We start from the raw sequence: 23,846 nt of genomic DNA, 5'->3' as shown, positions 1-23,846 counted from the left end.
TCGAAGAAGAAAAAAATTAAATAATTTTTAGAATAATTAAAATCGCGGCCAGATCGGTATGCGATTTCATGTAAGATCTAAGCGAGCGAAGCGCCAGTTTCATATAACTTTTAACCGTTTCAACACTTAAATTCATACTCTGAGCCGCTTGTTCATATTTAAGCCCATCAACGCGGCAAAGTTCATAAACCATTTTTTGTTGCGGGGGTAACAGTGCAATGCCGTCGGCAAGTATTTTTTGAGTATCCGCCAGCAAGATTCCTTCCTCTGTTTCGTTATGGCTTTCTGTCCAATCTTTTCGCAGTTCAATTTCTGTCTTAGCTTCCAGGACTCTTCGCCGCAGTATCTGAAAGCTTCGGTTACGTGTTAATGTGGTTAGATAAGCACCCAGATTAGTTTCCTCTGTAAGTTTCCCCGCACTCTGCCAAAGTTTCAGCATTACTTCCTGAAGTACTTCTTCAGCTAACACCTCCGATTTCAGGAAAAAAATCGCTCTCGCATAAACCGCCCGCCGATGGTAATCATAAATTATTTTGAAGGCGTGCTGATCACCTTCCGCTATTTTGCGGAGTAATTGGCTCTCATTATTTAGCGACCGTACAAACATTTAAAGGGGCGTAATAATCTTTGTCATTTTTCAACCACACATAGGGCCATTTCAATGTGTTTACAGATATAATTCCGCCTGTTAATTTTCAGAAACGCGAAATAACAACTTAACATCTACAACATTCAAGCACTTTAAAGACAACGAACGTCTTTTCCGGGTGCAATTGATCTTGAATTTCGATCAATGTCGTAAATTGACACCTTTAAAAGCGCTTGCAGCGGCAATCCATCACACATTTATGACATTAGCGTAAACTTAGCAATAAGTTAAGATAAAATTTACGCTTGCAGACTAATTTGTGAAAAAAAATGCGTCCAAAACTGCTATTTCACAAGAATGATCCCAAACGCGTAGAATAAATTTTGACGGGTCCGTAATAAGCAATTATTAACGTATAGGATATTGTAAAAGAGTTTAGATAAAATCTCTTAAGCGCCTGGACAGCAACACTTGTTGATCCTGTCAAAACCTGGCTTTCCAACAAATTTCAGCTAAGTGAAAGTAATCTTCATCCCGGAAACAATTCTGCCCCGCTCCTATCAGACCATAGCAGACAAGGGCGTCATCGGTTATACGGAGATTTGTATAAATCGCAATTGTTTGATTCGCTTAAATACGTAAAATCGTTCTATGATTACCAACTTTTGTATCACTGTATCAGCTGATAATTAGCTGAGATTTGTCATTGAATTTATATGATATTAAACAAATAACAATGGCAAAAACAATTTTTATAACCGGGGCATCCCGCGGCCTGGGCCGTATTTGGGCAGAAGCATTTTTAAAACGTGGCGATCAGGTAGTGGTTGCGGTAAGAAACCCGGATACTTTAACTGAACTTTCAAAAAAATATGCTTCAACATTGCTGGCTTTAAAGCTGGATGTCACCGACAAGGCTGCATCCTTTGAGGCTATCGCAAAAGCCAAAGACCATTTTGGCAAAATCGACGTATTGATTAATAACGCAGGTTATGGTCATTCGGGTACGATAGAAGAGTTGGAAGAACAAGAGATCCTTACACAATTTGAAACCAATGTTTATGGTTTACTTTGGGTAACGCAAGCCGTTATCCCGATTATGCGCGAGCAAAAAGCCGGTCATATCATTCAGGTGTCAAGTGCATTAGGCCTGCTCGCTTTCCCTACTTTGGGGCTATACAGTGCTTCCAAGTTTGCTGTTGAAGGTATTAGTGAAGCCCTGGCTGCCGAAGTTAGCGGCTTCGGTATCAAGGTCAGTATACTGGAACCTAACGGTTTCATGACCGAATTTGCTACAACCTCCGGGATGCAAAGCAAACCGTTAGCTTTTTATGATGAAGTTAGAGCTGGACTTGCTGCCGGTAACCGGGCAGAAGACTGGGGCGTACCCGAAGCAACGGCCGAGGCAGTACTGAAACTGGTTGATGCGGAAAACCCTCCGTTAAGACTGATCCTGGGCAGGGTGGGTATCCATTGGATAAAACACGTTTATGATCAACGGATGAAAACCTGGGAAGAGTGGCAGGACGTTTCCGTTGCTGCCCAAGGGAATTAAGATTGTATATTAGCAGTATCTGTTTTACGGATACTGCTTTTCCTATTAAAACAAATTATGAACCATTTCGATAAAATAAGCAGTTTCAGCAATGCCATCGGCATTAAAGCGCCGGAGCATCCGCTGTTCAGCATTTCCTTCGGAAATAAAGATGAGTGCGCAGGTGATGACATTGAATTCTCTGCAAATTTTTACATTATTTCTTTCCAGCAGCTGGAATCAGGTAACATTACCCATGGCAGAACAAAATTTGACCATGACCGGGGCAAGTTGTTGTTCATTAAACCACACCAGCCCGTCACTTTTAAAAATATCAAGTTAAGGGATGAATGCTTTCTGATATTAATCCATGAAGATTTCCTGGCGGGAGCTACGTTGCATCATCAAATTAAAAAGTATGGCTATTTTGACTATGAGACCAATGAGGCCTTATACTTGTCCCCCAGCGAGGAAGAGATAATCTGGAACCTGGTCAAGATTATGGATAAAGAATATCGCAATAATACCGATGATTTTACCAAAACTATCCTGCTTAGCCATTTGGATACCCTGCTTAAGTACGCGCACCGCTTTTACAAACGGCAATTTACACATCGGGCCGAAATAACTGGTACCGTAGCGACAAAGTTTCATGCGCTGCTCCATTCTTATTTTGAAACAAAAAAGACTCAAGAATCAGGCCTTCCTACGGTGACTTTCATGGCAGAAAGGTTAAATTTTTCATCCCGCTATCTAAGCGACATGCTTAAACAAGAAACCGGAAAAACCGCTCTGGAACTTATACATCTCTATCTGATCACAGAGGCAAAGAATTTACTTAAAGAAGGAGTGATGAATATTGCAGAGATATCCTTTTCGCTTGGATTTGACAATCCTACCTACTTTTCCAGGTTATTTAAAAAAGAGGTCGGCGTACCACCTAACGTTTTCAGAGATCAGTATTTGAATTAGCGACCCTACCAGGGCTTATTATGCTGATGAACTTATATAAGCCATCTGTTGAGGCCTGCAACTTTATACCTCTTCGCTTTGGCCTGGTTGCATAATTTGAGACTATGTAACTGGCCAATTCCTGCACTAACAAACCTAATTCAATATCTCTATCCGAAATAAAAGATATCGGTTAAGGATTCGTATGATGTAATCGGCGAAAAAACAATCGCCGATGCCATTCTTGATCGTATTGTTCACACCACTCTTTAAGGTCGAACTTTACGGCGAATCACTAAGGAGAAGAAACTCTAAATCAGAAAATGTATTTTTAGATAATAGTTGTTAAACCGGATAAAAGCATCCGCTCCAGCAGCTTGTCTATACAATAACTTCTTGCTCTTTTAAATCCTTAACTTATAGGGGCACTAACGGTTGGCGATAGGGTCAATTAAAATTGGTATATCAACTTTATCCTAATTTGGCAAGAAAATGGGTAATCGGAAAATCAATTGCCAATCGAAATATTTGACTGTTAACTAAATTTACCAATACTTTAAATAATTAATTTATTGGTTGATAAATAAAATTTTTGAATTTAACTGTGCCCTCACCTACAGCACACAATCCTATTCGCAAACTGAGGAAACCACCCAGTACATTATGATTGTAACCGGATACCTCGACAGAATTTTCTATTTTAATCCAGTTTCGTCCGTCGGTGCTGTAATACATATCAACAGTACTTTTTATGTTCCTGATCTTTAGAAACACATGTTTATTTATCGCATTTTTTTCGGTTGGGAACTGCCATCCCCTCAGGTTCGCCAAAATATTTTGCTTATCAGCCAATATTCCCGAATAATACCTGTTGTCGTAAAAAAGTGTCAGTCCACCCGTAGCATTTCCCTCTATAAATAACTCAACCTGTGCCGTATAAGAGTGGTTTGAAGGAATACAAGTTAAAGGAGCACAATCAGCTACAGATTTACCCTTGCCTTTTATTGTTAAACTGTTATCATCCAGGTGAAATCTTGTTGTATCGTATTCTCCAAAAAATTGCCACTGGGGTTTTAAGCTATGGCCGCTGAAGTCATCGCTTAGGGTAAATGAACTTGTTAAAGAGCTTTGTTTTGGTTTTAATATCGGCGCATCAGTTTTAATGGTGCCGGGTACCTTAAACCAACCGTCCTTTGTCCATTCCACAGGTTCAAGCAAAGTTTGACGCCCCATACCATAAAAACCGTTCTCGTAGGCATGAAAAACCATCCACCATTTACCATTGGGGCCTTCCACTAAACTGCCGTGACCTTTTGACCACCATTTTTCTGAATTGTTTTTTGTGCGGATGATCGGATCATAAGGCGAATTTTCCCATGGGCCAAACGGTGTTTTAGAGCGTGCGGAGATTACCATGTGGCTTGTTGCAGGGCCGGCGGTCCCCCCTTGCGCTACGGTCAGATAATAGTAATCACCCCGTTTAGCTATTGTAGGCCCTTCCAAACAAAAACACTCTATCGACCATTCACGTGGAATCTTCCAGCCGCTGTAAGCCGGCTTTAATTCACCGGTTATAGATAATCCATCATCCGACAATGGCAAATAGCCGCCATTGCTGAAATAAAGATAACGTTTACCAGTCTTGTCGGTAAAATGCCCGGGATCAATAAAATTGACCTTCAGTTCAACCGGCTCACTCCATGGACCATTTATAGAATTGGCGGTAACCACAAAATTGCTGTTACTTGCGGGGAAGTAGATGTAATACTTGTTTTTATACTTAACCAAATTTGGCGCCCATACCGAGCCCACATATTTAGTCAGTGCGTGTGTAACCGGAGCCCAGTTAACCAGGTCTTTTGAATGCCAGATTAACAGGCCAGGATAATATTCAAAGGATGAATGTACAATGTAATAATCGTCACCCTCCCGCATGATGGTTGGATCAGGGTAATCACCTGCAAAAATAGGATTGACAAAATAAGCATCGCCCTTTGTTTTGCTTTGAGCTGGCTTCTGCGCCTGCGCTAAAAAAGCCGACAAAAAAAGGGCCGCAGCTAAAGTGATACTTTTGACATTATTCATAATTGCTAAACAATTTTTTCTCTATCTGCCTATGCCAGGCCACAAACTATCATCCTCCAGGATGGGTGAAAATAAAAAGACTGAACAAGCTTTCCATCAAATCAAGAGAAAATCTTTGATTTTCTTAAGCATCCGTTTGATTTCTGTTATTCCCGCCGTGTCGCTAATAGAATATTGTCAGTAAGTATTAAGCTCATCACGAGTTCACGGCCAATTTCAGCGTTGTAGCAAGTCATTAGGACGCCAATTTATAATAAATAAAATTACTTCACTATTACCCTGACCCGATCCAGATTTTGAATATGTGTAAACGGCGTACGGGCATCTCCCCGCCGTTGTGATGCAATTCTTAATGCGGGGAAATAAGTACCGGCTTTAGCGAATTTGTAGGTTGTAGCCAGTTTAAAGCGTGAACCAGCTTTATTAACGGCAGTCCATTTCGTAGAAACTGGAAAAACACCTGACGTTACAAAATTCCATCCATGCAAATCACCGATGTTTTTTTCAAAGTCCGGCGATAGGCCGTCAAAGTTCCAAACGGCAGTTACTAGCTTTCCCATATGTTCCGGCACATCGACAATTGCGGTAAATGTAACCGTTTCGCCGATTTTAACTACAGCACGTTTGCTGCCATTCGCTTTCACCAATACTACGGGCTGTATACCTTTTCGTTCATTTGCGGTTGGTGGAACTACTACCTGTCCATCCACAACTTTATAATTAGTACTGGCCGCGGGAGCAATGCCCTTTTCTACCCAGTCGCTCAAATCAAGGAGCGCTTGTTGTAAAACCCCGAGATAGCTAATGGTTTCTGTTGGATCATCTTCAATCGATACATCTCCATGTAAAGCACGATCTGTGAACCATACCCTGAAATGGTTGTCAAGACTGTCCCCGAGGTTCGTTTTGACCTTTGTGCGATACCAATCTGCCTGCCACGGAAAAGCCTCCCGATCCCAAAGCGATTCGAGCAGGATCATTTTACCTTTAAATTTGCCCGTGGGAATGACACCGGCCGCTCCTTTTGTAAACAGCGGCCCCAGTAATAACTGACGTTGCGGATATTTAGGTGTGCCATCGGCATTGCGAAACTGATCCCATACATAATATTCCTTTCCCGGTACCTGGTGGCGGTGGTAGGTTTGTATGGCGAGGAAGTTAGAGTTATCGACCTGTACCGAATCCCCGGTTTTTAGTTTGGCAACCACAGTTGAATCAACAGGCCCCAACACCACTTTGTCATCTTCTATTTTACTTATCATCAGAACTTTTCCGGTAGCCGCTCCGCTTTTGATGATCAGATCGCCACCGAGGAAATAAACATCCTTAAGTTTATCCTGCAATTGAAATGCAACCGGCATCCCATCCTGAACGCCGCCAATATTTTTAGACGCAGCTCCGGCTGTTCCGCGATCCTCTGCTGATACCGGCTTTTTAAGCCCCAAAGTGGCCGCCCGGTCACTGTTAATGAGCGCCTTGATAACATTGCGCTGCTGAATTCGCCCTTTTAGAAATAACCCTGGTGAATCGTGTCCGAGATAGCCGGGCAGGGTCCAAAAGTCATGTTCAAAATATTTGCTGTCAATACCAACAATAGACTGGTATAAAACCGGAAAACCCTGCGTACCCATTGTTTTGTAACCAAACCAGCTTTTTACCGGAAATCCCATTTTGGTAGCTTCCTGGAGCACGGCTCTTTCTTCCTGATTTAAACCAGCATACATGTCGCCGCTTCCGCCCGGTTCCAGTGCATCAATAATTTGCGGGAACTTATTATTTAAAACACTCATGGCAAACATACGCGCGGTAAACACATTGGGGATAGCCTGGTCAGACCCTAACACGTAAGGAACGACTCCGTCCCAAACGCCACTTGTGCTTTCAAAACCTCCAACTGTGCGATATGCGCCCCCGCTACCGCCAAAAGCGTATCCGTACGGACGTTTACCGTGATAAATTTGTGCGGCTACAATGCGTGAAAATTCGGCCGAAGCCGCATTTACCCGATACGCCGCTAGTGATGGGTCAGATTTGGACGGATTGCTGAAACTGAAATTGCCGCCTTCATTGGTCTCAACAAAATAAGCTCCGTGGGTAAGGCTAAACCCTATTTTGTCTTCCTCGCCGGTTCTTCCCTGCGATCCATTTTCGCTATCCGGGAATGGTGTAATGTATTGAAAAAAGTGGCCCTGATATTTTTCCTTCTGAGGAAAATAAAAGGAAAATTTTGAACTGGTGCCCTTGAATCCACCATGAATGTACCGATGCCTTACCGGCTTGTCCCGCCATTCATCGACATCCACATAAGGTTGCTTAAACAACGTGTCGGTTGTCTTAAATTTTTGAGCCAGGCTGTCATTTCCCTGGGTTAAATTGTTTTGGGCATGGGAAGCTACAAAACTCAAAGCAAGCAGCACAAGCAGCCCTATCTTAAGTTTAATAGACCGCCTGTTATTTTGGATGGACGTCATACTTTTCATATTTATACTTATTTACGATACTTATAATTTAAGTTACAAACTGGTAATCAAATTGCGTTGACAGCGCATTTTCTCAGGATTTCATCATTGGAAAATACCAGGAATAGTCCCGCGACTACGAAAAAAAATCATGTTTAGCTTTTTCATTTTAATTGGTTTTTGAAGAATAGAATTCTATTCTGTTTATTCGACAGAATAAAGATATAATTGTTACATGGTATGTTAAAATTTATTCTGTCTATTTAACAGAATAGTATGTAGCTTTGTATTTTCAAATGATATTTTGATTCATTATGGAATATTCTGAAATAGAAATTATCACGCATCCGGACAGGTACCTGCACCATATACAAGTCGACAATGTTATTTTCGGCTATCATGATAAAGAGCTGAAAGTACTATTGCAGCAGACCATTGCGACCAGTAAATGGACAATTACAGGTGGCTATGTCGGCCGGGATGAGTCCATCGAAGAGGCTGCCGCCCGCATTTCTTCATCAAGGACTGGATTAAAAAATCTTTTCCTGCAACAGTTTCACTGTTTCGGTAACCCGGATCGTGCAACAGACGCTGAAAAAAATCCGGAAAATCTTCGCAAACTGTCTGGAATTGAAGTTCCTAAAGACCTTTGGATTTTTGACAGATTTGTATCTGTAGGTTTCTATACATTGACAGAATTCTCGACAGTTGAAATAAAGAAATGGTCACTTGATGCAGCATGCCAATGGTGGCCGGTGAGCGACCTTCCCCCTTTAATGTTTGATCATAAGCTTGTTATTTCTGAAGCTTTACGGACCCTTCGAATGCATATTGCATTTTATCCGATTGGTTATGAGTTGCTCCCTGAAAAATTTACATTACCCGAAATTCATGCTTTATATCAAACGATACTTGGGAGATCTCTTGATGAAAGAAATTTTCAAAGAAAGTTACTTGCATCAGGCATTGTTTTGAAACTGACAGAAACAAGACCAATCGGCCCGCACCGGGCTCCCTACCTTTATAAGTTCGACCAGGAAAAATACAATGAAGGCTTACAAAGCGGCATTGTTTTAGCTTTTTAGCTGATTATTAACAAAGCCCTTTAGGATTACTCAATCACAAAAGAATGGAAAGATTAAAAAATAAGGTAGCAATTATTATAGGTGGAGTTAGTGGCATTGGAAAAGTTACAGCCCGATTGTTCGCTGCCGAAGGGGCAGCAGTTGTGATAACCGATATCAACGAGCCCGGATTGAACCTGGTTGCCGAAGAGATCTCGGCTTCCGGAGGCAAAGCATTGGCAGTCAAACAAGATGTAACTTCCGAATACGAACTGGGACGGAACTTGTGGTAGATGGCGGTCAGATATCAGTTTAACAAATTCTCTGTCGAAAATAGCCATATTTGCAAGAGTAGCCTCTTGTTTTCTTGAATGCATCTCCTAATGATCTTATTATTTTTCATCTAAATTTATTTATCATTAAGCCGGGTCAAACGCGCAACACATCTCAAACATTGACCGATGTTTCGCGAAGGAATGGGGATTTAAGGGCATGATAATATATAATAACAATTCAACCGATGAGTTAAAAGAAATCCATCATGTCGCGGTAAGAACTTCTTGTTTTTAAAACGTTTATAAATAGTTTTTTAAAAATCTCTAAAAGAGCTTGAGGCATTCCCAGCCTGCATGTGAAGGTGAACATTCCGGAACCATTGATCACCAAGTTCGGAAATAGCGAACCGTTAGTTCTGCAACACTTTGATCATATTAATTCATTGATCAATAATTGCAATTATCGAACCGCGTTCCGTTTCATTCCAAGCACTGGTGTACACGAGAATGGTCTCTTCAATTTTTTCGTTGTTTTCCATAGGGCAAAGGTCATTCCCCTCACCCATAAAAAAGTTCAGGTAGTTGAAGACTTTAAACTTTTTACCCTGCTTAGCAGTCGTCAGGGTTCCGCATCATTACAAAGGCATTAATGGCTACATATTTTGGGAAACCGGCCGTGATCAAAAGACTCATTTGGCGGTCTATAGCCTCACCGGGCAACCAGTCGAGCAGCAGTAGCACGTAAAGCTCCGCTAAAGGAGGTAATGGTGGGTCCCCTTCCTCCCAGCCGCCTTTTGCCGGCAACTTGTCTATCTTACGAAGTGCATGATTTAAATTTATATTCCAATGTTAAACTCTTCGTAGCAACTATAAAAAGGGACTGTAGGATCCCGAACCTTTTTGAAAATTTCAGTCAACTTCAACGTAATGAAAATTAGAATCGAAAAAGTTTGAAAAGTAAAAAAATGCTATATTTGGCTTAACAATTAGAGTAAACTTGCTATTTGCGTCATTCGTAGAGTAAGGAACTTTTTAAAATGTAAATTACTGATAATAAACACATAAGAGCGATGGTTCTGAACCTAGCTCTCCTAAAAAAGGTGCATTAAAAAATGCGCTATTTCTTTCGTCTGTATCTGTAATTTTTTCAATATATCCAAGAAAAACGGTTCAAAAGTAATCCGGCCAAGGCATATTAAAACTTAAAAAGTTCAGATCTCCTCGCCTATTTTATAAAGCCTTTAACTTTTAAATCTTGTATTATGGGCTCAATAAGCCGTAAAAAGCCCTCTAAGTGTTCAAAGTATTCCCGCTCAGGGGTACAGGAAAAGTTTAGGTACTACGCAACTTTACTGTAAAAATTAAAAACCCTCTTTACGACGATGTAGAGAGGGTTTTTTATTGCACATATAAACTCGCCCCAGGATCATCAGGTCATTACCGTAATACTGATTAGCTGCTTCATCTTTAATGTACCTTTTTGCTTAAAAAATTTTCCTGATCTCCTTTGCAGGAACGCCTCCGACAACTGTATTGTCCGGAACATCTCTGCTGACGACTGCACCGGCTGCAACAACAGCGTTTTCGCCAATGGTCACACCGGGTAAAATGGTTGCAGCCGCACCTATCCAGGCATTTCGTTTTATCAAAATGGGTTTGCATAGCATCGCCCGCCGGTCTGCCGGATCAAGCGGATGATTCTCTGTGATGAGATTCACTTTCGGGCCAATGAGCACATGGTCTTCTAAAGTGATGCCGCCCATATCCAGGAAGGAACAGGCATGATTGATAAAAACATGTTTGCCAAGGTTTATGAAGCGGCCAAAATTGGTGTAGAACGGCGCAAATATGGTAGTACTCCCGTCCAGCGAAGTACCAATAATCTCGCTAAGTTTCGTCCGGACCTCATCTACATTGGTTGCTGCATTGAGTGCCGGTGATAAAGCCAGTGTGCGGCTGACCACCTCATTTACCCTGAAAAATTCCGGGTCATCCAGCCTGATGAGTTCTCCCGCTTTCAATCTTTCGAAAATATCTTTCATAATAGTGTTACCCATTCATTTCTTTTAAACAAATCTTTAAAGATAGTAGTTCGCTGCAATTTTTATCGATATTGTTTTTTTGCTTTTTTACGCCCCCTTTTATCAATCGTTATTACCCCTGCTTTATGCAAATAAACTTGAGTATATAGATGATTACCGTTTCTTCTTTATTGATTATTCTAATTGCTCAGGGGCCGAACCTCTATCATAATGAAATAGCCTATACGCTCTTTGATGAACCATTTACCGTCGAGACGCACATATAAGTCATCATATTTAACACTGTAATCTGTAAGAACATCCCTCCCTTCAGATTCTCTTATCATTTTGATCTGCGTAAAGGAAACGCCTGTCGCAGTTTCTCCATTTATTTTTACTGTATGCTGGCCGTTCATTGTGAAATAGGTTTTAACCGCAGCAGCGTGGCCATTAAATTCCTTTTCCATAGTCTCCGTTCCGAAAACATTGGCTACTAAAGCTCCGTTCATATAAACTTTATAGCTACAATCCGGCGTAAACAAACTCATCACTTCCGAGATCCTTTTCTCATCACCCAAATAGGCGTAATCATCAATTAAGTTCCTTAAATCTTCCTTCGTTTTTAAAATTTCTGCTGTCATCTTATTGTTTTTAATGTTTGAATAGCGCCGAGGGCGGTCATTGCCACCGCTAATACGGTGATCACCATGGTCATAATTCGCTTAAATTCATGTTGTTAATGAACGTTTGTTTTGCGAAATCCAAAACTATACTATATTTACTTACAATTTATTAGTTGTTACCTAAAGGTTAGTAACTAACAATTTAAGACCAAAATGATGGAAAAAGAAAACGAGAAGCCGGCAGTCAATAAAGAGTTTACTGAAGAATGTACAAAGGTTTTAACAGCAGTAAGTGATGCTTTATATGTTATTGGGGGCAAATGGAAACTGATGATCATTATTGCTATGGCCAGGGGCAATAACAGGTTTACTGAACTTCAAAGGCAGGTTAAGGGAATTTCAGCAAGGGTACTCTCCAGTGAGCTTAAAGAACTGGAGATGAATGGCTTTATTGAAAAAAAGGTTACGGTAGGATACCCTGTAACGATTGAATATCAATTGTTACCTTACAGCCATACGCTTGAGGAACTTGTTGGCGCTATGACCAAATGGGGTATTCAGCACAGGCAGAAAATCAAAAGTGAACGATCTTCGAGCGGACCATCCTCCGAGGATTAAATGCGACCTTTACAAAGCTGATGATATTCCGGGATAAATCCCTGAAAACACAAGGCCCTGTAAATCTGTTGATTTACAGGGCCTTGATTTGAGTTGGTATCGCTTTTTGTCGGGATGGCAGGATTCGAACCTGCGGCCTCCACATCCCAAATGTGGCGCGATACCGGGCTACGCTACATCCCGTTCCCGTTGGGGTTGCAAAGGTAATATTATAATTCAATTAATCAAAACTTCTGGAAAAATCGTCTGTAATGATATAACAATAGTCTATCTCCCAATCTAAAGATGAACATACAAGTTAATACCAAGCCTGCTTGCCGTCATCTTAAAGGCAAACTCAAATATTAAGGCTTGACTTATCTATAAATCAACACAGATTAATTTTTTATAGTAAAACAATAAGTTACAATTCCTGAGTGCGTCAACTCTTAATTATACAGCAGCAGCAATACTAAGCTGTACTCTGATGTTTGTGGTAGTTTATAACGGCAAAACAAACTCATTGCCATTTGTACTGTATTAAAAAATCACATTTAAGCATTGGTTTTTAAAGTTGTTAACTCAACATTGTCATAGCAATTTAAAAATCACAAACAAAAATGTAATAAATACGTTACAATAACATCATCTAACTAATATATTTTATATGAAAAAGATTTGTTTAATATTGTTTGTAACCAGCATTGCATGGTGCATTCAAACTGCCGGGGCTCAAACCCAGGATACCACAAACAACAAAGTGGAGATAAAAAAGAAAGTTAAAAAGGGCGCCCACGGCCGTACTGTAACGAAAATTAAGATGGAGGGCACCGGCACAGCCGGCGCAATAAGCGGCGCAGCCGATGGCGCTGTAACAGGTCACTTACCTGAGCCGGCAAAACAAACACCAGCACCAGCACCGGCACCGCCGCCACCATCCGTGGTTATAGTGCATGATACAGTCAAAACGCAGGTACCAGCGCCTGTAGTTGCTCCGGCACCAACACCAAAAACAACTGAAGTTACTACAACTACAACAGAAGTAAAGCCGGTTGTTACAACCAGTTCAACTACTCATGTTGTTGCACATAAGGCAACTGCTTCAAAAAAGCCTGCACATGTTTATCATCGTGTTTACAAAAAAACACCGGTGGCGGCAACAAAAACTACTACGACCACTACGGTGAAAAAAACCGAGTAAAGGTGCCACCACTTGCGGGTGACAAAAGCGGGATTGTTGCAATCAACAATCCCGTTTTTTATTTTTAATATTCTATTAAGAGTTAATAACAGCAAACCACCGAAAGCGACAGCCAACATGGTTAAAAAGGTAATCTTTGCTTTGCGACGTTTTTTTAAACAAAAAAACCCTCCAAACTTTTAATTCAGAGGGTTTTGATTTGATTTTGGTATCGCTTTCTGTCGGGATGGCAGGAAGACAACCCAACGCTGTATATATCTTATTATCAGTAAATTACGAAAACTATTCCAAGCTGTTCACCTTTTTGTTCGCGGGAACTGTTTGACGATATAAAGATACGACTTTCGTTAAACAGATGAAAAATTCTCATCAAAATCTCCATTTTTTTTATGATGACAGGTTCAAGGGTAAACACACCGAACATCACAAACTAAGTGCAAAGAACTCCTACCTGGGCTATATACCTATCTCTGTTGTTCGGAAAAGTCTATTTAAACACATTTTGTGTTTATTGTAACGCACACTCAAGGAGATTATTTTGTTTTAACCTCCATTGAGCTAACCGTTGTTAATAGTATTATAAATCTTGTCGATAAGATGAAAAATCACAGATTCTACGTGAATAACATAGGGTTGATCGACAAGCCTTTTTTCACCTAATTTTAAATTTGAGGTTCTGTTTATATCTAAATATACAGAATTTATTACCCCGTTATTATGTAATAAAATATTCCTGGTAGAGAAAATTTCTATTATGTCCATGTACGGTATTGCCAGCTTGATCTCGGGCACGCCAAATTTTGTACTCCAAAATTTAAGTTGGTTTTCAAAAGAATTATAAGAGAATTCGACAATTTCTTTTTCTAAAATATATTCAAGTAACTGGTCGTAGTTTTCGACGACTTCCTCATAAGATAACTTTTTGGATGATTTTAGAGCATTTGTATTTTTTTTAAAAAGCCATTTAGTAACATCTACGAGATACGCCTCTAACAATACAACAGCGTATACAATTGTCATTTCTAATATTAATGAGGTGTAAAAGGGAAGTAATAGATGTTTTTTTCCAAATAGTTTTAACCCTGCTTCTCGCTCTTCGTCGTCAGCGATTGTTTCGATATAGGAAACCATTTTCTTTACGTCCCACTCAAAAGAGATTAGCGCGCTTTTGCTGTCGCCATCGAATGCGATCAGAGAATCCATTTTCTCAGAGTATCTATGATAAATTTCATCCAAATTTTCGTCCGCCATTGTTTAATTTTATTGTGAGTCTAGTTGATCAATATACTTGTTTAAATCAATCGGCCGAACGGTACCTAACTTTTGAAGTTCGGCGACTAATTTTAAAAAGAAATAAATTAAGGTTTCTTCAGACGTACTGAAAGATATGTCTACCAATGGGTTAAGATGGTCCGTTAGGTCAACAACGGTCTTGAACGACCTGTCGTTTAAAACGCATCCAATATCAATAATTTCAAGTTCAGTGGAAACTGTAATTGCATCTTTAAAAGCCTTTGTATTCTCGATGCTTGACTTCCATGTGTTTTCAAGACACAAAAAACCGCCCAAAATATTAAATAATTGCGGTGCTGGCTTAATTAAACCTTTGTCTACAACCGGCGCGGTGGTTCGCAATAAATTCCTTACACTTAAAATCTTAGCGCTGGCATACTCCAAGAACTTTTTACTAACCTCTTGTTTCGCTTCAAAAATTGCGTATACACTTTCAGCTGGTATATATTTTATACCATGCTCATTCAAAATAAAGGGCGTATACTGACTATCGTATATCACCACATCTATAGCATCACTTGTGTTGCCTTCATAATCTATTATTATGGCCTTTGCAACTGAATAGCGTTTAGGTAAATAATCCTGAAAAAACTTAATCCAAACAGTCTCCGATCCTTCACCTTTCGTCGGCTCGTGCTTTATGTTTTTCCGGATAGTTTGCATCTTGGATTCCATTGTTTTTTGCAAATCCAAAAACATTTGCCGCATGTTGATTTTATGATCTGCTCTCTTCTTCGTCATATTTATAAATCTTATCTTTAAAGTACACGTAAAAACCTAATTCCATCTTTTTGGGGCTAAGGCCAACTATAAGCAAGACGGGGCTGTTTATATTGACATCTACATGCTTAACAATTTGGTTTAGTGCAATAATGTCAGTTCCACTCGGCAACGGCGGTGCATCGGGATGTGTATGCCATTCACCAAGGTAAATTTGAGAAATAGGAGAATGATACAAAGAAAGCAATTGTTCCTTCAATCCTTCCGCCCCCCTTTCGAAACTATATTTTGATGATTTATAAGATTTTGGCAATATAATATCTTCTATAATTACAGTTTTTTTATCGTCAGAATAACGGCCGATCAATACACCGCCAAACTCATTTGGAAAGTGTTTTAATCCAATATTTTGAATATTGGCGATTAGCCTATCATCAATAGTCAAATACAATCCAATCTTATCGTTTTTAAATTTCAAAATTCGTTTAATTTTACTTCAAAGCTTTGTTCATCAGAGGTTGAAAGATAAAAATTCCTAAATGGACGATCTCTCACCAACGATGAATTAATTTGTTTAATCGCAAATTGCACCAATACGGCGATGTCATTGTACCCGGCTTTAAAAGTAGGGCTCCAGCAACCTGTAGGATTGTAAAGGTCAACCGTATCATTGTTAAGACTTTTGAATATCTCCATCAGCCAGGCGTATTGATCATGTTTAAAAACGCAAACTAGTTCTTTAGCATGATTTGTAATTGATAAATTGATGATTTCGGATTTTATAGATAGTTGGCTAAAAATGTGAGCTAAATCGTTGTCGGTAGAACAGTCAAATATGTAGTCAAATTCATTTAAAGCTTTTTCAAGTGTTTCTTTCCAGCTGGCATCTGAACGATAACGCTTAATGACATCGGTTAGCTCTTCGTCACCGTTTATATTTACAAAGGGCGATATAAATATCAGATGGTTTTGAAGTTCGTAAACTTTCGAAACCATCCCGTTGGAGAATTGAAATTCAGACCGGCATACATTATCTGGCTCTTTGACATCATGATCGTTTATAAAAAGATTGGTGCAACCGCCTCTCACGAGCGTGGTAGCGAGCATACTGCCAATCGCCCCTATACCAATTATCAGAATTTTGCTTTCGGTAATTTTAGGTGACAACGCTCCACGTCCGAAAAAATACTTGGTTGAACAGTTTCGCGTCTGCATCCAATCCATCGCTTTGTCTTCAAAGCGTCCCTGATAGGATTTTGGACCTACTTTTTCAACAACATTGGGGAAATCCTCGCTTAGAAAATTTATACATTGCCAATGTATATCGTTATCGGATATTTTATACCCGATCAATAATTTCAGTTCTGTATTTTTTGATTGATGTTTTTTTAAGTTGATATCAAAATCGTACAAATATTTAAAGAAAGGCTGTGATACAAGCGGTTCCAGTTCTTGCCAGTTTTTTATGCCGAATCGTTTATTTTGAACGGGTGGCTTTTCAAGAAAAACAAAAATTCCTGCATAATGAGTGAATGACTTGTAACTCTTACTCCAGGCGCATTGCACTACTTTTCCTTTTACATGAAATTCCTGGAGGATATAAGTCTGATACGCTACCTGTTTAATATTTCCGGTACCTAACAACGAAAAGTGAAATTGTCCAAATTCTCCGTTTTTAAATTCATAATCTACGTTAGTGAACCAAAGCGCTTGAGTTTTTCCGGTGCCGGACGGCGCAATCATGATATGCTCGTAATGCGAATCGCTTTCCCGATTAAGAAAATATTTTAAAACCCAATGTTTAAGTGAATTTATATCCAGGCCGAGTTTTGCATCAAGATAGGGGCTATGTAAAGTATGTACACATATAGCCCCATCGCTTCCAACATGATCGTATGGCAACAAATCTTTATTAATAAACCTTATCGTTTCAAAATCGTGATATTGAAAAGGATAAGGAGGGTATATTTCGACTTCAAAATTCAAGGTAGCATCCTCGACGGTCATAGTGATACCACCCTTGACAATAAGATCATCAAGAACAAAAGGCTGAGTAACTTTGACGTACTCAACCTTTTCAATTACTTCTACAATAGTGTTTAACCTGGTTTCCATTAGCCGAAACGTGTTGGAGGCGGAATGGAAGGGGCCAGTTTACGCTCGTCGTATTTGTTATCAGTCGTCTCCTCGATAGGAAACTTATCATTTAAGGGAAAATATATTTTTATATAATCAGAATTTTCTTCGATACGTGTAATCATATTGCGCATATCGTCACTTAATGTCGATTTATCATAATCCGTCATTGAATCAGCGACTTCGTTATTGCTGTTACCTGGATCAGGCAGTGTTACCGTCTTTACATTGTCCCTTATGTATTCCATTACGCTTTTAAGCCTATCCCACATCCCCCCGCTAATTTCCAATTTGTCAAAAGCCTTTATCGTAATCAATTCTAAAAAGAAAGATTTGGGCGTTTTATTGTTATGTATTTTCCAAACTTTTAGCAGCCTGATGTTCTGCCTTAAATTAACTTTATCGGCATTGTCACGGATATTTTGAACTTGGGCTTTAATATTACTACGGATATAATCGCTCCCCCCTTGTAGTTTGCCAAACTGCGAATAAACATAAAGGTTCAGCTTGTTATCATCTTTATACTGGTCCTGATTTAATTCCCTACCAGGTACAACATCAATTTTTACAACGTCACCAATGTCGTCTGCGAAAAATTCGATGCCCACTGAAACTTTTTGTTTACGAACATGAGCAACAGCGCTGTATTTTTCTAGCAAGAAATCGTATACATCATTAAACATTTTTTCCAAGGTCGTAAAGGCATTCCTTTTAAAAGGAGCCATTAAATCGAAATCAAATTTTTTATTTACCGCAGTATTTTTCGCAAATGACCCTGAATTAAAAGGTGAATATATATCAACACCAAATTTTGCAACGAGGGCGTCACAAATCTCATCACGTTTTATTTTATGTTTATCCAGCAGTACTTGTTCTTTGCTTACTTTATGAGAAGTGAGCACGTCATTAAGATGTTTATTCCTATCTGTTGCCATGTCGTTGATTTTAATATTTCAAATATATACAACAAAAAAATGGAATTTTGAGAATATCTCTCAAAATAAGATGTTATTTATCCACATACAAATACTTATATTTGATTTCACTGTGAAAATATCACAAAACGTGTTAATAACTTGAGTATGCTAATTGAATTTTCAGTTGATAACTATCTGTCTTTTAAGAATAACGGCAAACTTCGAATGGATGCGGGCACCATAAAAGAGCATGCCGGAAATATCTATTACCCCTACTTTTTCAAGGATTTAAAACTGGTAAAATCTACTGTAATTTATGGTCCAAATGCCAGTGGCAAAAGCAATTTGCTAAAAGCATTTCGATTTATGCAGCAGTTTGTATTGAATTCGTCAAAAGAAAGCCAGGCATCAGAAGAAATTAAGGTGGAACCCTTTCGACTTAATAATGCAAAACTGAATTACCCAAGCACTTTTGAAGTGATATTTTTGGTGGAAAAAGTGAAGTATCGATACGGGTTTACCGTGACAAAAAAAGAGATTTTAGCAGAATGGCTTTCTTTTGCTGATAAAAGAAAGGATGAAGAGTTGTACCTGCGACGTGATAACCATTTTACAATAAACCCTAAGTTGCTAAATGAACCAAAAAATAAGATTGAGATATTAAAAGAGCTCACCCGTAATAATTCGCTTTTTATTTCTGTACTGGCACAGTTTAATGTACCAATTGGGACGACCATTTCCCAATGGTTCAACAGTACCATGGTTGTGTTTGAGACCAATACCGAAGAACTTATAGACCATACAGCAAGCCTGTTAAAACAACCTGTTTATCGTGAAAAAATTCACGAAATCATTGCTAAATCTGACCTTGGCTTTTCCAGTATAGATGTTGCCATTAAGGAAAAAGCTCTTCGCAGCAATCTAAGCGAAAGTTTTATTTCACTAATGTTTGGCGCGCAGGACAGTTACCAGGTCAAGACCGCCCACAAAGTTTACAATGATGAAAAAAAACAAACCGATACTACACTTTTTGACCTGATTCGAAATGAGTCATTAGGCACACAGAAGTATATTGCGTTGCTCGGAATAATTTTAGAAGCGCTAGTTGAGAGAAAAATTTTATGGATTGATGAACTTGATTCACGTTTTCATGAACACCTATTAAAAATGATAATAGGGCTATTTAATTCTAATGAGAACAATCCCAACGGCGCGCAACTAATTTGTACTTGTCACAATACTTCGCTTTTAAAAAAAATGCTGAGACGGGACCAGATGATATTTGCTGAAAAGAACGATGTCGGTGCTACAACAATTAACAGTCTTTATTTTAAAGACCCGACAATTCGGAACGATGCTTCTTTTGACAAGGATTATAGCAGTGGAAAGTATGGCGCAATTCCCAAACTAGACCAGTTAGATCTTTTTAATGATTTAACAAACAAGGAATAAACATTAACGAAACCGGCTGCCTTTTTTGAATATCGCACTGATCAAACTGCGGCAAAAGTTTATTATAAAGTAATGCACATTATTCACAAAGAGTTAAACCAGGAGTTATTTGCGATATATAAAAAGGAAAATAGCGTTTTTCCAGCTTGGGATGTAATTGCCGATGTAGCTGAAATGGCAGACATACAGCCAACCTTTGAAAATTTACGGTACGCAACAATGCTTTTTTATGTAATTGAAGATTTATTTCAAACGGTAAAACATATATGGATTACCTATGAATCTGTCAATAAAGAAGACAAAACCGTGATTTTGACTATAAATGAAATGTTTAAAAACAAAGTAGGAATAAAAAAATCCGATCCAGTAACACACAAGCCCAGCCCGGAGTTGTGGGATTTTTATACTGATAAAACATTAAATCAGCTAAATGAAAACCCAAATATCATAGAGGTCAGCAAATTTGAGTGGTTAACGGCAAATGAAAAAAGCGATTTAAAAATGGAAACCACTCAACAAATTCATAATTGGACAAACATTAAAATCGTAAAAGAAAATTATCGAAAAACATTTGAGAAAATATTAAATAAAAAAATTCCACGGACTACCTTTGAGCGATTTATCGAACGAGTAGTCGTTCCTGATATAAATTCAGGAGTCGGTTTAACACATAAAGCAATTACTATCATGCCAGAATTCCAAACAGAAATTAGAGAGACCTACGGTAAAGAATATGTTAAGGTGTTTTTAAAAGATAAGACCCGTCTACAGGAAACCTGTATCGTTTTGAGAGATTTACCATCTGTAAGGTCAGTAAATATTACAGAAAATAAGGAAACCGATTTAACAGTTTATCCCAATAAAGTTTATTCAGGTGAAGAAGTTGAAAAGGAAGTTAAAAGCACATTAAAAATAATTTTTGAGACCAAAGCCGCTGACCCGGTGATATTGGCTGATGCGTTGTCAGATATCAGCCAAAATGCCTATCAAAAAATATTAAACCTGATTTACTATTTTGGTAAAAACCTGGAAAAATATAAAAGTTTGCACTCAAAATTTGACGAAGAAGGTTTTCGGGAATTTTTCCTCCCTTACCTCAACTCTATGTCACCCTCACATTCAGCAACCGGGGAGACATTCAATAAAATTGGTAAAACAGATATCTTAATACAAAATCAAAAAGGGGAAAATGTCTTTATTGCTGAATGTAAAGTATGGGGTGGCGAAGGCCAGATTCATCCGGCTTTAGATCAGCTTTTTGAGCGATACGTTACCTGGCGGGATGAGAAATTGGCATTTATAATATTCAATAAAACAGTCCAGGGATTTAGCGGCATAATTGATAAAGCTATTGAAAGTATAAAAAAACATCCCCTTTTTAAAACCTACAATGGAAAAACCAATGACAGTAGCGCTTCATTTATTTTCAAACATCCGGAAGATGCTGATAAAGAAGTCAAACTGGAATTAATTATGTTTAACTGCGCTTAATTTTACTGTTCTTAAATGCACCCTGTTTACACCGCTAAAATAATCTGCAACGTAAACTGGGTGCGCAAGGGCTCCGCATCGCGGAACCGCCGGGCAATTTCAGAAATCCTTAGTTCCTACTATCTGATCATGTATAAAATAATCGCTGCTATAATCATCAGGGTGCCGACGATGTTAATCACGCGTTCGATTATCATAGTAATTAGTGGCATAATTATCATTAAAGAAGTCTGAGATAAAACCTACTGTTTCAATGTCGTCGGTAAGAATGTTGTCAATAATATTACTGTAATAGTAAGTATTGAAATAATTATGCTCTAAATATTCTTCCATGATTAACTAAACTTACCTATGAACTGCTGGGCTTCTATTTTGCAAAAACTATCATAACGACCATGCAGTTTAAAAAGCTGTGGGTTTTTGTTGAAATTAAAAACACGGTACAAATGAAAGTTTGGTTCATTTTCTATAGAAAAATTATATTCGTTTACAGAAAAGTAAAAGGGCGTTTCCTTGCTCAATTTTGTCGTCTTCACTTCTACGTATTTGTCCGTCCCATTCAAGTTTTTTGATAATATATCAAAGCCCAAACCATCCCCTAAATCTTTAGAAACCCACTCCACTTTGTCTGCAAGGGAATCTTTGCCAGCGATTATTAAATTATAGCGCTCATATTCCAACACTAATTGCTCACCGTTCAACCCAAGAATTCTATTTTCTTGCTCACGCTCCAGGAAATTGATTTTAATAGGACGCCGGGCTGTTTTCTGCTTATAGTTAACCTCCTTTATTTCAGGTGGGCTGACAACCCAAGTCGCAAACTCCACCGGCCGTGTTATGGCAGGCACAGCGTCTGAAAATTCAAGAAAAAGGGGTTCTACAGTCTTATCCGCTCGGATATGGCAGTCGACTGCCGCTGTCAGTTTAGAGCGTTGAAAATTAAACCGTGGTTTATACCCTTTGATAAAGGGGTAACCCATTTCACTTAAAACAGCACTGATATTTTGATGCTTAAATTCGACTGAACCATGCGATCTATTGTTCAATAAAGGCATTATCGCTTTACGGTGATTTGTTTTATTAACCGTCACGCCACGCAATTCATCCTTTAGCATACTTATGTAATCTGCTACAATTAGTTCTACTTCTGCATCTGTCCAGTCGATAAAGTCCATTAAATCTGTCGGTGATTCACTTTTGCCTGATACCGCTAAAAATAAAGATGAATATATTAATTAAAAATGTAATATTTGATTTAACCTGGACTTATGAATAAGCTAATACGCGATTTAATAATCAACCAAATTAATAAGGCGAAAAGTGATTCTTTAGCGGCAAAGGGCTTAGGCCATGCTTACCTTACCGGTAAACTCCGGGAAATTATTCTCAATACTCTTATATCTCCATTACTTAATTCCAACTTCGGCATCGGCACGGGGAAGGTGGTAGATGCCAATGGTAGTTTATCGAAAGAAATTGACCTTTGTATTTACAGTAAAAACCTCTTGCCTGCGTTCTTTTTTCTTGAAAAAGACGGATTTGGAACGTTTCCAATTGAATCTGTACTAAAATGCACTGAGGTAAAGTCGAATCTTGATTTGGGTACTCTAAGGAGTGCTTATGATAATTTTAAATTTCTGGAAGGTAATTTGTTACCGACGTCTGGTTATCATGATGAACATGGGCGTCCCTTCGAGCATTTTATTGTAAAGCACAAATATGAGGTGTTTGCATTCGATTTTTCAGGCAGAAAATATACATCTAAAACCATTTTAGATTTGTATAAAAAGATAGACCCGCATTGGGAAACCGACCCATTGATCTGTAGTATTTGTATTATGGGAAAAGGGTGGGTAATGAACTCTGCGAGCGGTTGGTGGCATTTGCCCTTTGATGAAGAAAATGGTATTCATGAAGAGGTTATTGGTTATTTATGTACTGCCGTCGGCGACTTGTCTAATACAGAGGCAAGCCGCGGTACGCCGAAATTAGGCAATTATTTGCTGAATGTTAAGAACATGAAGCGCCCGTAATTTTTTCGACCAAGCTATCCATTTCATTGTTTTTGAAAGCCGATTCAAGCTCACATTCCCATATAACAATTACCCGCCAGTTCATTTCAGTTAATTTTTGCTGATGCGCAACATCGCGGAAAATATTTTTAGACAGCTTATCATGCCAAAATTTAGAATTAGTGTCGGGCACCCGCCCCTCCCTGCAATCACTATGGTAGTGCCAAAAACAGCCATGTACAAACACTGCAACATTATATTTAGGTAAAACGAGATCGGGTTTACCCGGTAAATCCTTCCGGTGAATTCTGAAACGAAAACCTTTTTTGTGAAGAAATGAACGTAGCTGCATCTCCGGCTTGGTGTTCTTTGACCGGATTTTGGACATGACTTTACTGCGTTTCTCTTTTGACCATATATCCATTA

General features: G+C 38.9%; 21 protein-coding genes and 1 tRNA gene. 9 read left to right on the top strand and 13 right to left on the bottom strand.

The genetic code is table 11. The annotated features are described in order from the left end of the window. Nucleotides 1-16 precede the first annotated feature (16 nt). Nucleotides 17-607: an RNA polymerase sigma factor gene (locus AC1DXF_RS01150; protein WP_477445250.1), complete on the bottom strand. Its 591-nt coding sequence runs from the start codon at nt 605-607 to the stop codon at nt 17-19. 718 nt (nt 608-1,325) lie between these two features. Here AC1DXF_RS01150 and AC1DXF_RS01145 point away from each other — a divergent pair. Continuing rightward, on the top strand, nt 1,326-2,144 hold the full coding sequence (locus AC1DXF_RS01145; RefSeq protein WP_477445248.1) for an SDR family NAD(P)-dependent oxidoreductase: 819 nt from the start codon (nt 1,326-1,328) through the stop codon (nt 2,142-2,144). A gap of 57 nt (nt 2,145-2,201) precedes the next feature. After that, on the top strand, nt 2,202-3,095 hold the full coding sequence (locus AC1DXF_RS01140; protein WP_477445246.1) for a helix-turn-helix domain-containing protein: 894 nt from the start codon (nt 2,202-2,204) through the stop codon (nt 3,093-3,095). Nucleotides 3,096-3,638: 543 nt separating this feature from the next. On the opposite strand, the gene AC1DXF_RS01135 is transcribed toward AC1DXF_RS01140, so the two are convergent. Continuing rightward, a complete protein-coding gene (locus AC1DXF_RS01135; protein WP_477445244.1) occupies nt 3,639-5,159 on the bottom strand; it encodes a family 43 glycosylhydrolase in 1,521 nt (506 codons plus the stop codon). A gap of 263 nt (nt 5,160-5,422) precedes the next feature. Further along, complete coding sequence (locus tag AC1DXF_RS01130; protein WP_477445242.1) at nt 5,423-7,639, bottom strand: hypothetical protein; 2,217 nt, start codon at nt 7,637-7,639, stop codon at nt 5,423-5,425. A gap of 293 nt (nt 7,640-7,932) precedes the next feature. On the opposite strand from AC1DXF_RS01130, the gene AC1DXF_RS01125 reads away from it, so the two are divergent. Both AC1DXF_RS01125 and AC1DXF_RS01120 read left to right on the top strand, forming a co-directional pair. Continuing rightward, nucleotides 7,933-8,703, top strand: a complete 771-nt coding sequence (locus tag AC1DXF_RS01125) for an NUDIX hydrolase (RefSeq protein WP_477445240.1) — start codon at nt 7,933-7,935, stop codon at nt 8,701-8,703. Nucleotides 8,704-8,747: 44 nt separating this feature from the next. After that, entirely contained in the window at nt 8,748-8,975 is a 228-nt protein-coding gene (locus AC1DXF_RS01120; RefSeq protein WP_477445238.1) for an SDR family NAD(P)-dependent oxidoreductase, read from the top strand. A 1,466-nt stretch (nt 8,976-10,441) separates the two neighbouring features. On the opposite strand, the gene AC1DXF_RS01115 is transcribed toward AC1DXF_RS01120, so the two are convergent. Next, nucleotides 10,442-11,014, bottom strand: a complete 573-nt coding sequence (locus AC1DXF_RS01115) for a DapH/DapD/GlmU-related protein (RefSeq protein ID WP_477445236.1) — start codon at nt 11,012-11,014, stop codon at nt 10,442-10,444. A 164-nt stretch (nt 11,015-11,178) separates the two neighbouring features. Next, nucleotides 11,179-11,619, bottom strand: coding sequence for a nuclear transport factor 2 family protein (locus tag AC1DXF_RS01110; protein ID WP_477445234.1), 441 nt, complete (start codon nt 11,617-11,619; stop codon nt 11,179-11,181). Between the two features lie 195 nt (nt 11,620-11,814). Here AC1DXF_RS01110 and AC1DXF_RS01105 point away from each other — a divergent pair, with 195 nt between their 5' ends. Next, a complete protein-coding gene (locus AC1DXF_RS01105; protein WP_477445232.1) occupies nt 11,815-12,219 on the top strand; it encodes a winged helix-turn-helix transcriptional regulator in 405 nt (134 codons plus the stop codon). 109 nt (nt 12,220-12,328) lie between these two features. Here the strand turns inward: AC1DXF_RS01105 and AC1DXF_RS01100 are convergent. Further along, nucleotides 12,329-12,402, bottom strand: a tRNA-Pro gene (locus tag AC1DXF_RS01100). A 463-nt stretch (nt 12,403-12,865) separates the two neighbouring features. Here AC1DXF_RS01100 and AC1DXF_RS01095 point away from each other — a divergent pair. Next, nucleotides 12,866-13,399 (top strand): hypothetical protein, encoded by a 534-nt coding sequence (locus tag AC1DXF_RS01095; RefSeq protein ID WP_477445230.1) that lies wholly within the window; start codon nt 12,866-12,868, stop codon nt 13,397-13,399. 558 nt (nt 13,400-13,957) lie between these two features. Here AC1DXF_RS01095 and AC1DXF_RS01090 read toward each other — a convergent pair. From AC1DXF_RS01090 to AC1DXF_RS01070, 5 genes are read right to left on the bottom strand one after another with little or no spacing between them, the layout of a single operon-like run. Continuing rightward, on the bottom strand, nt 13,958-14,650 hold the full coding sequence (locus tag AC1DXF_RS01090; protein ID WP_477445228.1) for a hypothetical protein: 693 nt from the start codon (nt 14,648-14,650) through the stop codon (nt 13,958-13,960). Nucleotides 14,651-14,659: 9 nt separating this feature from the next. Beyond that, entirely contained in the window at nt 14,660-15,433 is a 774-nt protein-coding gene (locus tag AC1DXF_RS01085) for a DUF6602 domain-containing protein (RefSeq protein ID WP_477445226.1), read from the bottom strand. Then, nucleotides 15,408-15,890 (bottom strand): Mov34/MPN/PAD-1 family protein, encoded by a 483-nt coding sequence (locus AC1DXF_RS01080; RefSeq protein WP_477445224.1) that lies wholly within the window; start codon nt 15,888-15,890, stop codon nt 15,408-15,410. Before AC1DXF_RS01080 ends, AC1DXF_RS01085 begins: the two co-directional genes overlap by 26 nt. Next, nucleotides 15,887-17,527: a ThiF family adenylyltransferase gene (locus AC1DXF_RS01075; protein ID WP_477445222.1), complete on the bottom strand. Its 1,641-nt coding sequence runs from the start codon at nt 17,525-17,527 to the stop codon at nt 15,887-15,889. The genes AC1DXF_RS01080 and AC1DXF_RS01075 overlap by 4 nt, the downstream gene beginning before the upstream one ends. Then, nucleotides 17,527-18,483 (bottom strand): nucleotidyltransferase family protein, encoded by a 957-nt coding sequence (locus AC1DXF_RS01070; RefSeq protein ID WP_477445220.1) that lies wholly within the window; start codon nt 18,481-18,483, stop codon nt 17,527-17,529. The genes AC1DXF_RS01075 and AC1DXF_RS01070 overlap by 1 nt, the downstream gene beginning before the upstream one ends. Before the next feature lie 147 nt (nt 18,484-18,630). On the opposite strand from AC1DXF_RS01070, the gene AC1DXF_RS01065 reads away from it, so the two are divergent. Continuing rightward, nucleotides 18,631-19,917 (top strand): AAA family ATPase, encoded by a 1,287-nt coding sequence (locus tag AC1DXF_RS01065; protein WP_477445218.1) that lies wholly within the window; start codon nt 18,631-18,633, stop codon nt 19,915-19,917. Nucleotides 19,918-19,989: 72 nt separating this feature from the next. Next, on the top strand, nt 19,990-21,408 hold the full coding sequence (locus AC1DXF_RS01060; RefSeq protein WP_477445216.1) for a hypothetical protein: 1,419 nt from the start codon (nt 19,990-19,992) through the stop codon (nt 21,406-21,408). A 335-nt stretch (nt 21,409-21,743) separates the two neighbouring features. Here AC1DXF_RS01060 and AC1DXF_RS01055 read toward each other — a convergent pair whose 3' ends face one another. Further along, nucleotides 21,744-22,583 (bottom strand): protein NO VEIN domain-containing protein, encoded by an 840-nt coding sequence (locus tag AC1DXF_RS01055; RefSeq protein WP_477445214.1) that lies wholly within the window; start codon nt 22,581-22,583, stop codon nt 21,744-21,746. 93 nt (nt 22,584-22,676) lie between these two features. On the opposite strand from AC1DXF_RS01055, the gene AC1DXF_RS01050 reads away from it, so the two are divergent. Continuing rightward, complete coding sequence (locus AC1DXF_RS01050; RefSeq protein WP_477445212.1) at nt 22,677-23,441, top strand: DUF6602 domain-containing protein; 765 nt, start codon at nt 22,677-22,679, stop codon at nt 23,439-23,441. Here the strand turns inward: AC1DXF_RS01050 and AC1DXF_RS01045 are convergent. Further along, nucleotides 23,419-23,844, bottom strand: a complete 426-nt coding sequence (locus AC1DXF_RS01045) for a very short patch repair endonuclease (protein ID WP_477445210.1) — start codon at nt 23,842-23,844, stop codon at nt 23,419-23,421. The two genes, AC1DXF_RS01050 and AC1DXF_RS01045, sit on opposite strands and share 23 nt — an antisense overlap. Nucleotides 23,845-23,846 lie beyond the last annotated feature (2 nt).

The organism is Mucilaginibacter sp. P2_A5, assembly GCF_056404995.1.
Note: the sequence above shows the minus strand (reverse complement) of the source record. Positions and strands in the feature narration are given on the sequence as shown.

Coding starts and splice junctions, on each gene's coding strand:
- AC1DXF_RS01075 (WP_477445222.1), bottom strand. CDS start 17,527: ATGGAAACCAGGTTAAACACTATTGTAGAAGTAATTGAAAAGGTTGAG.
- AC1DXF_RS01070 (WP_477445220.1), bottom strand. CDS start 18,483: ATGGCAACAGATAGGAATAAACATCTTAATGACGTGCTCACTTCTCAT.
- AC1DXF_RS01120 (WP_477445238.1), top strand. CDS start 8,748: ATGGAAAGATTAAAAAATAAGGTAGCAATTATTATAGGTGGAGTTAGT.
- AC1DXF_RS01060 (WP_477445216.1), top strand. CDS start 19,990: ATGCACATTATTCACAAAGAGTTAAACCAGGAGTTATTTGCGATATAT.
- AC1DXF_RS01085 (WP_477445226.1), bottom strand. CDS start 15,433: ATGACGAAGAAGAGAGCAGATCATAAAATCAACATGCGGCAAATGTTT.
- AC1DXF_RS01045 (WP_477445210.1), bottom strand. CDS start 23,844: ATGGATATATGGTCAAAAGAGAAACGCAGTAAAGTCATGTCCAAAATC.
- AC1DXF_RS01110 (WP_477445234.1), bottom strand. CDS start 11,619: ATGACAGCAGAAATTTTAAAAACGAAGGAAGATTTAAGGAACTTAATT.
- AC1DXF_RS01150 (WP_477445250.1), bottom strand. CDS start 607: ATGTTTGTACGGTCGCTAAATAATGAGAGCCAATTACTCCGCAAAATA.
- AC1DXF_RS01140 (WP_477445246.1), top strand. CDS start 2,202: ATGAACCATTTCGATAAAATAAGCAGTTTCAGCAATGCCATCGGCATT.
- AC1DXF_RS01105 (WP_477445232.1), top strand. CDS start 11,815: ATGATGGAAAAAGAAAACGAGAAGCCGGCAGTCAATAAAGAGTTTACT.
- AC1DXF_RS01125 (WP_477445240.1), top strand. CDS start 7,933: ATGGAATATTCTGAAATAGAAATTATCACGCATCCGGACAGGTACCTG.
- AC1DXF_RS01145 (WP_477445248.1), top strand. CDS start 1,326: ATGGCAAAAACAATTTTTATAACCGGGGCATCCCGCGGCCTGGGCCGT.
- AC1DXF_RS01050 (WP_477445212.1), top strand. CDS start 22,677: ATGAATAAGCTAATACGCGATTTAATAATCAACCAAATTAATAAGGCG.
- AC1DXF_RS01090 (WP_477445228.1), bottom strand. CDS start 14,650: ATGGCGGACGAAAATTTGGATGAAATTTATCATAGATACTCTGAGAAA.
- AC1DXF_RS01055 (WP_477445214.1), bottom strand. CDS start 22,583: ATGGACTTTATCGACTGGACAGATGCAGAAGTAGAACTAATTGTAGCA.
- AC1DXF_RS01095 (WP_477445230.1), top strand. CDS start 12,866: ATGAAAAAGATTTGTTTAATATTGTTTGTAACCAGCATTGCATGGTGC.
- AC1DXF_RS01135 (WP_477445244.1), bottom strand. CDS start 5,159: ATGAATAATGTCAAAAGTATCACTTTAGCTGCGGCCCTTTTTTTGTCG.
- AC1DXF_RS01130 (WP_477445242.1), bottom strand. CDS start 7,639: ATGAAAAGTATGACGTCCATCCAAAATAACAGGCGGTCTATTAAACTT.
- AC1DXF_RS01065 (WP_477445218.1), top strand. CDS start 18,631: ATGCTAATTGAATTTTCAGTTGATAACTATCTGTCTTTTAAGAATAAC.
- AC1DXF_RS01115 (WP_477445236.1), bottom strand. CDS start 11,014: ATGGGTAACACTATTATGAAAGATATTTTCGAAAGATTGAAAGCGGGA.